Genomic DNA, 12,603 nt, shown 5'->3' with positions numbered 1-12,603 from the left:
CAGGCGATCACGCGTATTTGTGAGCACATTCTCGATATTGACAGATATCTATGACACTTTCGAAGCAAATTACGATTTGAAATATCTCTGTCCAGCACGAAAACTCGCTTCTACTCAAACGTGTCATCGCCTAGCATTGGGGCACAGTCACTTTCGAACAGAGCTCCGACCGCACCGCCGGCAGTCGCAACCGAGTGACTGCAGCTCCCCCTCGAGGAGGTGTTCGCACCCATGGCCCTCGCATTCACCACATGGTTGATCACCAGTGATGTGACTCCCGAAATCGCGCTCCGGTCAACAGCTTCCGCAGACGAGTGGGTCCTGAGCTGGCTGCCGGACCGCAGCCTCACCCTGGAGCAGGCCGTCAGCGGCATGGTGCTCGACGAGATCCTGAGCGATCCGGAACTCGACGACGGGGGGCTGGCATTCGAACTGGCCGCCTTCCGGGCGGCCGAACTGGGCGTCACGCTCCGGGAAGTCGTGCTGCAGCTGGCAATTCGGATGGCACAGCGCGACCTGCTGCACAGTCAGCAGAACGTCTGCATTCCGGCGCCGCACCACGGTGTCACCACGGAGACGCCCGCGGCCGGACCCGGTCACTGCCACTCGCGCCAGTGCCACTGCCGACCACAGACAGCCGCCGGTAGGGCGTGATCGGCCCTACCGGCGGCTGGTGCGGTATTCGAAGTCCGCTCAGGCGGAACGGGATTCGGCCGGTACGCCTGCGGCCTTGCGGGCGCCGCGGCGGAAGCGCAGGATGCCGTCCTCGATGGCGCCCTTGCGCAGCATGGTGCGATCGCGGAAGTAATTGTTGATGACCAGCCACGGCCCGCGGGTGCCCTGGCGGGGCATGACACCGTCGCCGCGCTGGATGTAGCCCGAGGTCAGCGCGCCGCCCATGAGCGAGGCCTCGGAGCGGTCGCCCTCCTCGGGGATCGCCACCACCTCGGTGTAGCCCTGGGCCTTCATATGGTTGAGCAGGCGGCAGAAGTACTCGGCGGCCAGGTCGGCCTTCAGGGTCCAGGAGGCATTGGTGTAGCCGAGGATGACCATGAGGTTGGGGACATTGCTGAGCAGTGCGCCCTTGTACGCCACCAGATCTCGCGTCTGCAGGCTCTCGCCGTCCACCTCGAGGGTGGCGCCGCCCAGCATCTGCACCTGGAGGCCGGTCGCGCTCACGATGATGTCGGCGGGCAGCTCCTCACCGGACTTCAGGCGAATGCCGGTCTCGGTGAAGGTGTCGATGTGATCGGTGGCAATGGAGGCCTTGCCGCTGCGCAGCACCTTGAACAGATCGCCGTTGGGCACCACGCACAGCCGCTGATCCCACGGGTTGTAGGACGGGGTGAAGTGCCGCATATCGATTCCGGAACCGATCTGCGCGCGCACCATGGCGAGCATCAGCTTGCGCGAGGCCGCCGGATTGGTGCGCGAGAGCTGGTAGCTGGCCCGCTGCAGCGCGATATTGCGCGCCCGGCCGGCCTTGTAGGCAATGGCGGCAGGCACTTTCGCGAACTTCAGGCCCACGGCGACCGGGTCGTTGGCGGGCAGCGCGGCAATGTAGGTGGGCGAGCGCTGCAGCATGGTGACATGCGCGGCCTTATCGCTCATGGCGGGAATCAGCGTGATGGCGGTCGCGCCGCTGCCGATAACCACCACACGCTTGCCGGTGTAGTCGAGATCCTCGGGCCAGTGCTGCGGATGCACGATCTGCCCGGCGAACTTCTCCTCGCCGGGGAACTCGGGCCGGTAGCCCTTGTCGTAGTCGTAGTAACCGGTACAGCCGACCAGGAAATTGGCGGTGTAGGTCTCGGTCTGGCCGGTGCCCTCGTCGAGCGCCTCGACGGTCCAGACGCCGGCTTCGCTGTTCCAGCTCGCGGTGGTCATCTTGCGGCCGAAGCGAATGTGGTCGGTGACGCCGTATTCGGCGGCGGTGTCCTCGACGTACTGGCGGATGTGCGGACCGTCGGCGAGCACCTTGGTGCCGATCCAGGGCCGGAAGCCGTAGCCGAAGGTGTACATATCGGAGTCGGAGCGAATGCCCGGGTACTTGAACAGATCCCAGGTACCGCCGATCGCGGTGCGGCGCTCGAGAATCAGGTAGCTGCGACCCGTGTTCTCCCTGGTCAGATGGCAGGCCATGCCGATTCCGGACAGGCCAGCGCCGATGATCAGTACGTCGACATGCCGCGTCATTGAGGTACCCGTTTCGTCTGTTCTCGCCCCGGGCTCCGTCGTCCGGGTGCCACGAGTTTACGTGTTATCGCGAGTTACGTCTACTCTGCTCGAACGGCCGCCGGCCGCAGCGGGGCCGGCGGCCGTTTTCCGGGCACTCAGGCCGCGCGCGTATGCCCGGCCCGAGCGGGCTCGGAGCGATAACGCGTAGTCGAGCCGCCGATGCCGAGCACCTTCCAGACCGTCTTGGACACCGGATTCATCAGGCCGATGCGCTTGGCCAGCGCCCGCACATCCCCGAAGTAGCCCACGAAGGTCTCCTTGGAGTCGGGCGATCCGAAGAACACCTCCTTGCGCACCTGCGCCGGAATGCCGAACTCCCGGAAGAACGCGCGCGGCGGAATGATGATCGCCCGGCCGCCGATCCACATGACGATCGGGAAGGCCAGCGAGAGCACCAGCTTCTCCAGCGGATTCGTCTGCGGCACATGGTGTTCGAGGAATTCGTGCGCGAAGGAGATATGCCGCGCCTCCTCGGCGATATGAATCGCCATGACACCGCGCATGATCGGGTGCACCTGCTCGCCCGCGCGCAGGATGGACTTCTGGATGTGGTCGATCGGCTCCTCACCCGACAGCACGGCCATGAAGAACAAATTCGGGAAGATCGACGCCAGCGGCGGCACCACGTAGGTGAGCCGCTTGAGGATCGGCCCCATGCCGGGCACGTCGATCCCGATGCGGTTCACCATCTCCTGGAACATCAGGGTGTGGTTGCACTCCTCGATGACCTCGTGGGTGCAGTAGCGGAATTCGGGATCACCGTTGGCCAGCTTGAAGGTGTGCTGCACCATGCCGCCGATGAGCAGCGTCTCGAACTGCAGGCCCACCTTGGCGATATTGGCCTGACGCCACAGCCCGATCTCGATCTTGCGAGCATCGGAGAGGGCCTGATACCAGGGATGCCGGGCGAACATATCCCCGGCTTCGGGCAGAATCCAGCGGCGGTCACGCGGGTTCACCGCGAAATCCGGGCTGTCCCAATCGATATCGGTGAAAGGATCGAAGTGCTTGTCGACCGAGCCCTGCGACAGCAGCAGCACCTTCTCGGCATACTGCTGTGCGAGTTCGACCGTGGGGTCGGCTTTTACGGGTGCTGACGCCATTGTCAGGGCCTCTCAGGAGTGACTCAACTAACTGTTCCCCATGGTTACATCTAAATTGGCAGGCCGTCAACAGCGGGAGCCGCTTCGGTAATCCCCTGCAACGCAGCGGGCATCACGGCGATAGCTGCGCGAGCACATAGTCTGAGTTCATGCTGGACATCCTCATCCTGGGCATGCTGAGCCTGCGCCCGCTCTCGGGCTACGACCTGGGCAAGTGGATGGACGGGCCGGGGCGCTTCATCGGCTATCGGGTCTCGCTGCCGCAGGTGTATCGCACGCTGGGCAAACTCGTCGATCGCGGACTGGTCGAATTCGAGGTGGACGCGCGGGCGGGTAAGCCCGATGCCAAGGTGTATCGGCTGACCGGCGCCGGTCGGCAGACCTACCTCGACTGGGCGCAGAGCCCGTACGAACCGGCGCCGCGGCCGATGGACCCCGACTTCATGCTGCGGTTCATGTTCGCCGGAATGCTCGGGCGCGGCACCGCGATCGAGGTGCTGCGCACCGAGCTCGACTATCGGCTGGCCCAGGTGCGCACCCCGACCCGCGTCGATGAGCTGAAGGGTGCGCTCGCACCCATCAGCGAGATCGACGGGGGCTGGGCCGCCGAGGTCCTGCGGGCGGCGCACGAGCAGGGGCGCGCCTCCACCGCCTCCTATATCGGCTGGCTCCAGGTCACCCTCGCCGATTTCGAGAATCGCCCCGAGGACTGAAAGCCGAGGACTGACGCACGCCCGAAGGCCGATTCACGTCGTACGGAGCACCGCCAGCGAGTACGGGGGCAGCTCGATATCGGCGGAAGCCGTTGCCCGGGACTCGGATACGGTGTCGCCCGGGACGAAGGCGGGGGCCGCGGTCGGGGCCGCCGAATAGACGGAGACGTCCTGCGCACCGATCAAGCTGGGCGGCAGCGTGATTCGCAGCGACCGATCCGAGGCATTGATCAGAATGCCGGTGGTTCGTCCGGCCGTGGACAGTTCGACACCCGTGAATGCCTCCGCCGCACCGGCGTACACCGGCATGAGCAGGGCGGCCGGCGCCTCGATGCCGGGATCGAGATGCAGTGCGCGGACCTGGGTGCCGTCCGCCATGCAGTGGTAGATCGGCGTCAGCGCGAAGTTCAGCGCGGTGCGGCCGTACCGCTCGGAGCCGTTCGAGCCATCCGAAATCAGCGCGTGCAGAGCCTGATTGGTGGTTCCGCCGCCGCCGGTGTCAGCGGCCGGTGCGCCATTGAGCGCGCAGTGCAGGACGGCCATGCGGGTTCGGGGATCCGCGAGCGCACGCAGCGTGAACGAGGCCACGCTCAGACCCACCGCCCAGGTCTGCTGCACCTTCGGCAGGCGGTCGAGCGGCGGTGCGGCTTCGCGGCCCATCTGGTTGTACTCGGTGTACCAGATCTCCATTCCGGGCGGCACCTGCGACAGTGCCCGCTGCGTGAGTTGCGTCCACGCCACCACGCCACCGGCGGCGGTGGAGCCGATATCGGCCGCGACCGGATCGACGATCCAGTACGGGTGGAACACCACGGCGTCCGCGCCTTGAATCGTCTTATACAGCAGCTGATTCCACGACTTCAACCGCGTACTGGCAAGAGCGATCGGCGAGGAGTCGTCGACGGCCGCCACCGCGATCCGCGCCTGCGGGAACTCCCCGCGAACGGCCACGATCCAGTCGTTCATGATCCGGGCGTAGTCCGCACCGGTCGGGAAGGCCGCGACATACTCCGGCAGCGGAACCCAGAGCTCATTGCCGAGTTCGACATAGCGCACCGGCAGGCCGAGGCGCCGCGCCTCCCGCAGCATGGCGAGCTGATCGTCGATGGTGGAGTTCAGCACGTTCAGGTCGAAAATCGGTGTGGCGCCGGTGCGCCGGAGGATCTCCGCCCAATCGGTGAGCAGCAGCGGCGGGCGGCCGTCATTGCTCGCGAAATCGTGGCCCGCCTGCGGCTGGAAAAGTCCGGTGCGCCAGTCGATCCACTGCGAGGTGGTGCCACCCTGCACACGCACCAGGCCCGGCCCGACCGCGGCGAGCGCGTCCAGGAAGGCGGGATCGTGCCACTGCCGGGCATTCTCGGCTGAAATGATGCGAGCGCCGTTGACGCCGAAGAAGTCTCGATCGACCGTGCGCGCAGCGGTATCGGAGGTCAACCGATACGGCGTCGCTGCCGATCCGGCGGGCGCGGTACGAGCCACGGTGTACAGCGCGGCCCCGCCCAGCGCGCCCAGGGTGAAGGCCCGACGGCTGATGTTCTCGCGCATGGGCTATTTCCGATCCTCGTTCGGGGTGCAGCGCAGAGCGGGATGCCGCACCGGATCGAGGGCATTGAGCACCAGATCGACGGATCGGGGGTCGGTGGACTCGGCGATATGTCCCGCGTGATCATCAGGGCAGCCGTCCTGAAGCACGATATTGGTGACACCGGGCGCATCGATGAAGGCCGAGGTGTAGGGCGTCACCAGCTCGTCGTCCCGGCTGGCGATCATGGTGTAGCGCACGCCGGGCGCAACCATCGGACCGCTGTTGAGCCTGGTCAGATACGCGGAACCGGCGAGCATATCGGTCAGCGCCGAGGTGTTCGGCGGTATGACGGGGGCGACCAGCGGCGCGATATCGACCCCGGCCACGGTCTTGCCGACACCGTATTGCGGGCCGCTGACGGCGACCACCGCGCGCACCGGATTCACCGGGCGGGCAGCGAATTCCAGGCTGGTCGCCCGGGCGATCAAGGCGCCCTGCGATTTACCGACGACATCGACGGAACTCGCGCCGTTCAGCTCGGTGATGCGATCCACCGCCGCGGCGAAGTAGTCGGCCGACACCGAAATCGGTTGCTGGGAGTCGTATTCGAGGCCGTAGACGCAGCGGCCGTCATCGAGCAGCGCCTGCCGCACGGGGCCGAGACTCTTCTCCACCGAGGCATTGGTGCCGTGGATCAGCAGCACCGGCGCATCAGCGTGGGCCGCGCAGGCGGTGAGAGTGTCCAGCGGTGTGGCGGCCTGCGGCGCCGCGGCGGCCGTACCCGCCTGGGTGAAGCCGGCGATCGCCAGTACGGCGGTGATGCCCGCGATGGTGCGCACGAGATGTTCCTCCTGGGCAGGGATGTGTGTAGGCACATATTCGACTGAGGTTCCCGGCGATGCTACCCGAAGAAACTTAACAATCGATATGTACCTACACACATATACCGAGGATTTGCCGCTACGACCAGAACGTCGGGTGCAGCCCCCAAGCCCTGAATTCCGCCGCCACGCACTCACGCAGGGACTCCCTGGTCGGGAAGCGGTCCGGGTCCGCACCGGTGATGGCCAGCGTGACGGTGTCGCCGTCGCTGGACCAGGACAGGTTGAGACCGACCTCCACGCGGCGGAACAGCTCGGTGTCATTGGTGCAGACCACCGGTCGCATGAGCACCGAGCGGGCGCGCACATCACCGAGGGTGGCCACCGCGCGACCGGTTTCGCCGAGGTTGGTGCACAGGCATTCGGGGGCCTTGGCGGTGCGGGAGAAACGGTCGAGTACAAAACGCGGCAGCATCATCTGCACCGGCTGCAGGTGTTGCAGCGCGGGCGTGGTGGCCGGATCGGCGTAGGCGCGGGCGGCCCGTTTCACGGCCACACGCACCTCCGCGAGATCGGTGAGCTCACCGGCGCGGTAGAGCACGGCGATGGGCAGACCGGTGGTGGCATTACCGCGGGGGTCGCCGGGCACGCGCATGGAGTGCGGGATGTCGACGCGGATGGTCGAGCCGTCGGTAATGCGGCCGCAGCGGCCGAGCATGCCGACGGCGACGCCGATCATCAGGCCGTTCGCGGTGCCGTCGTGCATGACCGCGACCGAATGCCATTCGGGCAGGCCGACTTCGACAACCAGATCGGCGGCGGAGTGCCGATCCGGCAGCGGGAGCGCCGGCTCGGAGGGGCGCGTATTGCGCGCGGGTTCCTTTACCGCGCGGGTGGCCACCGCCGCGCGCACTCCCTGTGCCGCAGCCCGCAATTGGCCGAGCGCGTCGCCGAAATGCCTGCGGTACACGCCCGGAGGCGTACCGCCCACCAGCCCGCCCGAGCTCGTCTCGGTATCGAGCGGAGCGCCGATATCGAGGCGGTGCATGGCATCGCCGACCGCGTACAGCACCGCACCGCCGTCCGCGCCGACATGGGAGGTGACCAGGGACAGCAGCATGCCGCCGGTACTGGTCGGCGCGGCCGAGAGCCGCCAGACCCGGCCGGTGCGCGGATCGAAATCCACCTGGCTCTGCGCGAAAAACCAATCCAGCACACCGTTTTCGGCGACCGGCTCGGTCTGTCGCGCCAGAGGGATGGATTCGGCGGCGGGCACCCACCAGGGGCGGGCGAACGGCACCGCCGTCGTCCGGACCCGGCGGGCCAGGAAGCCGTGTGCCAGATGCGCGTGGAACCGTTGCAGCACAGCGGGATGCACGGGTTGGTCGAATCGCCAGGCCAGCTGGTTGACCAGTGCGTTCCCATACAGGTCGTGCAGTTTCAGGAACAGGTCGTCGTCGGCGGTGAGGCGGTTCATGCGAACCGGAGCGGCCGCATCGGGCGCGGCGGTGCGCGGGCGGGCGGGGGCGGTGGGAGCGACCATGATGGTTCCTCCGTTTCAGCGATTACGCAGGGTACGAACGGTCAAGGGGGCGAAGACGATCGCGACGAGCAGTGCGGCCAGCGCCGACCAGACGAGGTCGGATCCGGCATGGCCGGTATCGGCGAGAGTGCGCACGGCCGCCACCAGATGCGAGACGGGGTTGTAATCGGAGACGTGCCGCAGCCAGGCGGGCATGGCCTGCACCGGCACCAGGGCATTGGAGGCGAAGCTGAGGAAGGTCAGCACCAGCATGGACATGCCCTGGACCGCGGCCGGGCGGGCCACGGTCACGCCGATGAAGGCGAAAATCCAGCTCATGGCAGTGGTCGCGAGCACCACCAGCAGCGCGCCCGCGATCAGGCCGCCGGGGTGGTCCGGCCGGTAGCCCATGCCGAATCCGACGATCAGCACCATGAGCGCGGCGATCACGTATCTTGTCGCGCCCGCGACCAGAGCGCCGGTGACCGGGGCTGATCGCGCGATCGGCATGGAGACGAAGCGGTCGAAGACGCCGGAGCGAATGTCCTCCGACAGCTGCACGCCGGTGGCCACCGAGGACGTCAATACGATCTGCACCAGCACGCCCGGAATCAGCGTGGGCAGGTACGCGTGCATACTGCCGGCGATGGCGGTGCCGAAGACACTGCCGAACAGCAGCGGGCCGATGATCGGCAACAGCACTGCGTCATAGAGCAATTGCGGGCTGTGCCGGAAGGTCAGCATGCCGCGCTTGGCCATGGTCAGCGATTGCCGCAGGGCCGCACCGATTCCGATGTGCACCACGGTGGGGACCCGCTCGATGCGCGGCGCGGGAACGGCGGGCGCCGGAGCCTCGGTGAGGACGGTCATGAGAGTGCCCTCCTGTCTGTCGAATGCTGGGTGAGGGCGAGGAAGACCGAATTCAGATCCGGGCGGTCCACGGCGAAGCCGCGCAGGCGGATACCGCTGGTGCGGCAGGCGGTGAGCACATCGGCGGCACTGTCGATATCGCGCAGCGGAACCGTGAGCGTGGCGGGTGTATCCCCGTGCAGCGGAGTGACTCCGGTAATGCGTTCGACGGCCGCATCGGCCAGCGGGCGCTGCGCCGCCTCGACGAGGTCGATGCGCAGCATCTCCTCCCCGAGCGACGACTTGAGTTCGCTCGCAGTGCCTTCCGCGACCACGGTGCCGTGATCGATGACGGCGATGCGGTCGGCGAGCGCGTCGGCCTCCTCCAGGTACTGGGTGGTCAGCAGGATGGTCGCGCCGCGATCCACCAGTCCGCGCACCACCGTCCACATGCGTTCGCGGGTGTGCGGATCGAGTCCGGTGGTCGGCTCGTCCAGGAAGATCAGGGGCGGCAGCGTGATCAGCGTGGCGGCCAGATCCAGCCGGCGGCGCATACCGCCGGAGAAGGTGGCCACGCGCCGCCGGGCGGCAGCGGTCAGTTCGAATTCCTCGAGCAGTTCGTCCGCGCGGCGGGCGGCGGCCCGGCGGGTCAATCCGAGCAATTGCCCGAACAGCCGCAGGTTTTCCAGCGCCGTGAGGTTCTCGTCCACCGCGGCGTACTGGCCGGTGAGCCCGATCATGGAGCGCACGGCCGTCGCCTGCCGCACCACATCGTGCCCGAACACCTGCGCACTGCCGCCGTCCGGCCGCAGCAGCGTGGCCAGCATGCGCACCACGGTCGTCTTGCCCGCGCCATTGGGGCCGAGCAGTGCGAATACCGAGCCGGCGGCGACCCGCAGGTCCACCGCGTCCACGGCGGTGAGCGAGCCGAAAGTCTTGCCCAGCGCCTGGGTTTCGATGGCATTCTCGACGCTCATCGATCACCTCCGATTTCGAGAGTGGTCACCGGAATCGACGGCAGCGGTGCCGGACGATCCGGTGGCGCAAGGGATTCGACAACGGTCGCGGCCCGGGCCACGCCGTCGTCACGAAACCGCATGCCGTAGGCCGAAGCCCGCAGCACGACGGTCGGGTCGGTGGCTCGAATCAGCAGCTGCTCCAGCCGATCCGCGGTCAAGTGCGCGAAGGGCAGGGTGGCGCCGAGGCCGAGCGACTCGAGTTGCCGGCCCCAGAACGGCTGATCGGCCTGGACCGAGCAGATCACCGAGGGCACACCGGCGCGCAGTGCCGCCGCCGTGGTTCCGGCGCCGCCGTGATGAATCGCCACCGCGCACAGCGGCAGCACCGCCCGGTGGTCGAGCTGGGCGACGACCGCCACCTCGGGGCTGATGTCCGCGCGGAACATGCTGCCCGCCAGCAGCAGTCGCCTGCCCTGGCGGCGGCATACCTCCCGTACCATCCGCTCCACCTCGAGCGGATCGGTCATGGGCATCGAGCCGAATCCGGCGTACACCGGCGGTTCGCCCGTCAGCAGCCACTCCGCCAGGTCGCGGCCCACTCTTGCGCGGCCCGCACCATCCGCTCCGCTCGATCCACCGGCCGGAGCGAAGCTGGGATCGGACTCCTCGCCGCCGATGCCCGGAACCACGGGGAAACCGGTGACCGGGGCGTCGCCGAGCGCAGGGGCGAGTCCGGGAAAGAGCTCGATGTCGTACGCCTGAATAGCGGTGCTCACCAATGGTTTCAGACCGGCAGCGGCGCTCTGGCCGGCCACGAGCTCAGTGGCTCGGCGCAGGGCTGCGATCTCCGGGGCGAGAGCCCAGGCGCGGGTTCTGGTCAGCGCCTGCCAGCCCAGGAGGTTGAGCGCGCCGGGGACCCGGCGGCCCCATGCGGCAGGCACCACCGGGACGGCACGATTGGGCAGGATCGGGAAGAAGTGCATCGCCGCCGAGGGCAGGCTCCGTTGCCTCGCGACCTCGGCGGCGACTTCCTCACAGGCCATGCCGGTGACGAGCAGGTCTGTCTCACCGGAGATTTCCAGCAGATCCCGTGCGGCCTCGGCGAATCCGCGCCGTTGCAGATCCAGTAGGGCACGTACCCGCTCGAGCGGGTTCCACGCGGTGAAACGGTGATCCGTGTGCTGCGCGCGCAGCAGCTCCGCGCTGTCGAGACCGAACGGCACGGCCGAAACCCCGTGCGCCGCTGCGAACTCGACCAGATTCGGCGATACCGCCACCGTCACCCGGTGCCCTCGGTTCGCCAACTCCCGGCCGAGCAGTACGCCCGGTTGTGCGTCACCCCGGCTGCCGGCGAATGCGAGTAGCACCCTCATGGTTCAGCCCTGCGCCGGAGCCGAAACGAGTTGCGGCACCGGAGCATTGCCCACCACCGGCGTACGGCCGTTCACGACATGAGAGGAGGGCGCCCTGCTGACATCCGGTACAGCAGGGATCGCAAACTCTCTGATGGCGCGGGTGAATTCACCGAGGAAACGATCCATCTCCGCGGTGGGGAAGGCCGCGGGGAAGCGGGTGGACAGGCGCAGTCCGTCGGCGGCGCGAACCACCCAGAAGAAGACCTCGTCACCTGAGTAGGACTCGGCCCGTAGGGTGTGGCCGCGCAGGGATTCGACGAGTTCGTAATCGGGCAGGACGCGGATATCCAGGAACGAGATGCCGAACCGCGGATGATCGGTGCAGTTCAGCAGTTCCAGAGCGCGAGTCCAGGTGGCGTCGTTGGCGACCTTGGTCCGGCGCAGTTCGGTGCGGGTCGTTTCCAGGGCACTGTCGAGATCCAGATCCGGTGCGAGCGTGAGGTCGAGAGGGACGACATTCACGAACCAGCCCATGGATTCGAGCCATTGCAGATCCGGCCGGGTGGCGATCGGCATGATCGCCCGCATGGAGATGTAGCCGAAGGTGCGGCGGTAGGCGATGGCCAGTGCGGTGAAGACGGCGACCGACAGCCGGTGTCCGCGCGCCGCGACGGCCATCTCGATGTGTTCGAGTTCATCGAGCGACAGCAGTTTTCGCGAGATGCTGGTCTGCGGCAGCGCAGAGTCCGTGGTGCATCCGGGTGCGATGGCGGGTTCGAACCGGGGCAGCATGCCGCCCGACCCGTCCAGGAATCGCTGCCACAGCCGGACGGACTCGCACTGGGTGGTGAGCGCGGCGGCGGTAGTGCGTTCCAGAGCCGCGAAATCCGCGGCACTGCCGAAGGTGACCGATTCCCGCGCCGGTTCGCCGCGCGTCACCGACCGATAGAGCGTGCGCAGCTCCAGAATGACGATGGCCTGCGAATACGCGTCCATGACCGAATGGTCGGCGGCGACCAGCACGGTGAAGTCGGCGGTTTCGGCGTGCTCGACGGTGGCGAGCAGGCAGTGCGGCCACACCAGCGGGGAGAGTCGCGATTCCAGTGCATCGCAGAGGTATTCGCTGATCACCTCGGGAGCGGTGATGCCGGGCACCGGCAGATCGGCGATGGTGACGGCCGCCGCGGCGCAGACCAGCCGCTGCGGTTCGGGATCGGCGCGGGTCTCGAGCGTGGTGCGCAAGCCCTCGTGGCGGGCGTGCCACAGTCGCACGGTCTCCCGCCACTGTTCGGCGTGGAATGGTGCGTCCATTTCGAAGATGGTGCCGATCCAGCGGCCACGGCCGGGCCGGGTGTCGCCGACATCGGTCTCCTGGCAGTGCCGGACATGCACGCTGGTGAGCGGCCTTTCATCCGGCGTCCAGGTATGGCCGGGGGCGAGCTCGGGGTGCCAGAGGGTCAATGCGCCGGGGCGCAAAGCAAATTCGGACAGGTGTGTGTATTCCATATCGACGTCCCT

Annotated in this window: 11 protein-coding genes; 2 read left to right on the top strand and 9 right to left on the bottom strand. The window is 67.4% G+C overall.

What is annotated here, in order from left to right:
* Nucleotides 1-231: 231 nt before the first annotated feature.
* Complete coding sequence (locus tag ABZX86_RS12170) at nt 232-654, top strand: hypothetical protein (RefSeq protein ID WP_355122773.1); 423 nt, start codon at nt 232-234, stop codon at nt 652-654.
* Nucleotides 655-693: 39 nt separating this feature from the next.
* Here ABZX86_RS12170 and ABZX86_RS12165 read toward each other — a convergent pair whose 3' ends face one another.
* Both ABZX86_RS12165 and ABZX86_RS12160 read right to left on the bottom strand, forming a co-directional pair.
* Complete coding sequence (locus ABZX86_RS12165; RefSeq protein WP_355122771.1) at nt 694-2,196, bottom strand: NAD(P)/FAD-dependent oxidoreductase; 1,503 nt, start codon at nt 2,194-2,196, stop codon at nt 694-696.
* Between the two features lie 137 nt (nt 2,197-2,333).
* Nucleotides 2,334-3,341: a diiron oxygenase gene (locus ABZX86_RS12160; RefSeq protein ID WP_355122770.1), complete on the bottom strand. Its 1,008-nt coding sequence runs from the start codon at nt 3,339-3,341 to the stop codon at nt 2,334-2,336.
* A 149-nt stretch (nt 3,342-3,490) separates the two neighbouring features.
* On the opposite strand from ABZX86_RS12160, the gene ABZX86_RS12155 reads away from it, so the two are divergent.
* The gene (locus tag ABZX86_RS12155) at nt 3,491-4,054 is read left to right on the top strand and encodes a PadR family transcriptional regulator (RefSeq protein ID WP_355122768.1); all 564 of its coding nucleotides are present in this window, start codon (nt 3,491-3,493) and stop codon (nt 4,052-4,054) included.
* Nucleotides 4,055-4,087: 33 nt separating this feature from the next.
* On the opposite strand, the gene ABZX86_RS12150 is transcribed toward ABZX86_RS12155, so the two are convergent.
* From ABZX86_RS12150 to ABZX86_RS12120, 7 genes are all read right to left on the bottom strand, one after another.
* Entirely contained in the window at nt 4,088-5,599 is a 1,512-nt protein-coding gene (locus tag ABZX86_RS12150) for a hypothetical protein (protein WP_355122766.1), read from the bottom strand.
* Nucleotides 5,600-5,602: 3 nt separating this feature from the next.
* Nucleotides 5,603-6,418, bottom strand: coding sequence for an alpha/beta fold hydrolase (locus ABZX86_RS12145; RefSeq protein ID WP_355122764.1), 816 nt, complete (start codon nt 6,416-6,418; stop codon nt 5,603-5,605).
* Between the two features lie 121 nt (nt 6,419-6,539).
* Nucleotides 6,540-7,943 (bottom strand): hypothetical protein, encoded by a 1,404-nt coding sequence (locus tag ABZX86_RS12140; protein WP_355122762.1) that lies wholly within the window; start codon nt 7,941-7,943, stop codon nt 6,540-6,542.
* A gap of 15 nt (nt 7,944-7,958) precedes the next feature.
* A complete protein-coding gene (locus ABZX86_RS12135) occupies nt 7,959-8,792 on the bottom strand; it encodes an ABC transporter permease (RefSeq protein WP_327144125.1) in 834 nt (277 codons plus the stop codon).
* Entirely contained in the window at nt 8,789-9,748 is a 960-nt protein-coding gene (locus ABZX86_RS12130) for an ATP-binding cassette domain-containing protein (RefSeq protein ID WP_327144124.1), read from the bottom strand. Before ABZX86_RS12130 ends, ABZX86_RS12135 begins: the two co-directional genes overlap by 4 nt.
* Nucleotides 9,745-11,103, bottom strand: a complete 1,359-nt coding sequence (locus ABZX86_RS12125; RefSeq protein ID WP_355122759.1) for a nucleotide disphospho-sugar-binding domain-containing protein — start codon at nt 11,101-11,103, stop codon at nt 9,745-9,747. The genes ABZX86_RS12130 and ABZX86_RS12125 overlap by 4 nt, the downstream gene beginning before the upstream one ends.
* A 3-nt stretch (nt 11,104-11,106) precedes the next feature.
* Nucleotides 11,107-12,591, bottom strand: coding sequence for a condensation domain-containing protein (locus ABZX86_RS12120; RefSeq protein WP_355122757.1), 1,485 nt, complete (start codon nt 12,589-12,591; stop codon nt 11,107-11,109).
* Nucleotides 12,592-12,603 lie beyond the last annotated feature (12 nt).

The organism is Nocardia sp. NPDC006630 (assembly GCF_040611495.1).
Classification (GTDB): domain Bacteria; phylum Actinomycetota; class Actinomycetes; order Mycobacteriales; family Mycobacteriaceae; genus Nocardia.
This window is presented reverse-complemented; position numbering and strand designations above follow the sequence as displayed.

What these genes read in the sequence shown, in the direction of transcription:
- ABZX86_RS12170 (WP_355122773.1), top strand. Translation starts at nt 232, where the DNA reads ATGGCCCTCGCATTCACCACATGGTTGATCACCAGTGATGTGACTCCC.
- ABZX86_RS12165 (WP_355122771.1), bottom strand. Translation starts at nt 2,196, where the DNA reads ATGACGCGGCATGTCGACGTACTGATCATCGGCGCTGGCCTGTCCGGA.
- ABZX86_RS12160 (WP_355122770.1), bottom strand. Translation starts at nt 3,341, where the DNA reads ATGGCGTCAGCACCCGTAAAAGCCGACCCCACGGTCGAACTCGCACAG.
- ABZX86_RS12155 (WP_355122768.1), top strand. Translation starts at nt 3,491, where the DNA reads ATGCTGGACATCCTCATCCTGGGCATGCTGAGCCTGCGCCCGCTCTCG.
- ABZX86_RS12150 (WP_355122766.1), bottom strand. Translation starts at nt 5,599, where the DNA reads ATGCGCGAGAACATCAGCCGTCGGGCCTTCACCCTGGGCGCGCTGGGC.
- ABZX86_RS12140 (WP_355122762.1), bottom strand. Translation starts at nt 7,943, where the DNA reads ATGGTCGCTCCCACCGCCCCCGCCCGCCCGCGCACCGCCGCGCCCGAT.
- ABZX86_RS12135 (WP_327144125.1), bottom strand. Translation starts at nt 8,792, where the DNA reads ATGACCGTCCTCACCGAGGCTCCGGCGCCCGCCGTTCCCGCGCCGCGC.
- ABZX86_RS12130 (WP_327144124.1), bottom strand. Translation starts at nt 9,748, where the DNA reads ATGAGCGTCGAGAATGCCATCGAAACCCAGGCGCTGGGCAAGACTTTC.
- ABZX86_RS12125 (WP_355122759.1), bottom strand. Translation starts at nt 11,103, where the DNA reads ATGAGGGTGCTACTCGCATTCGCCGGCAGCCGGGGTGACGCACAACCG.
- ABZX86_RS12120 (WP_355122757.1), bottom strand. Translation starts at nt 12,591, where the DNA reads ATGGAATACACACACCTGTCCGAATTTGCTTTGCGCCCCGGCGCATTG.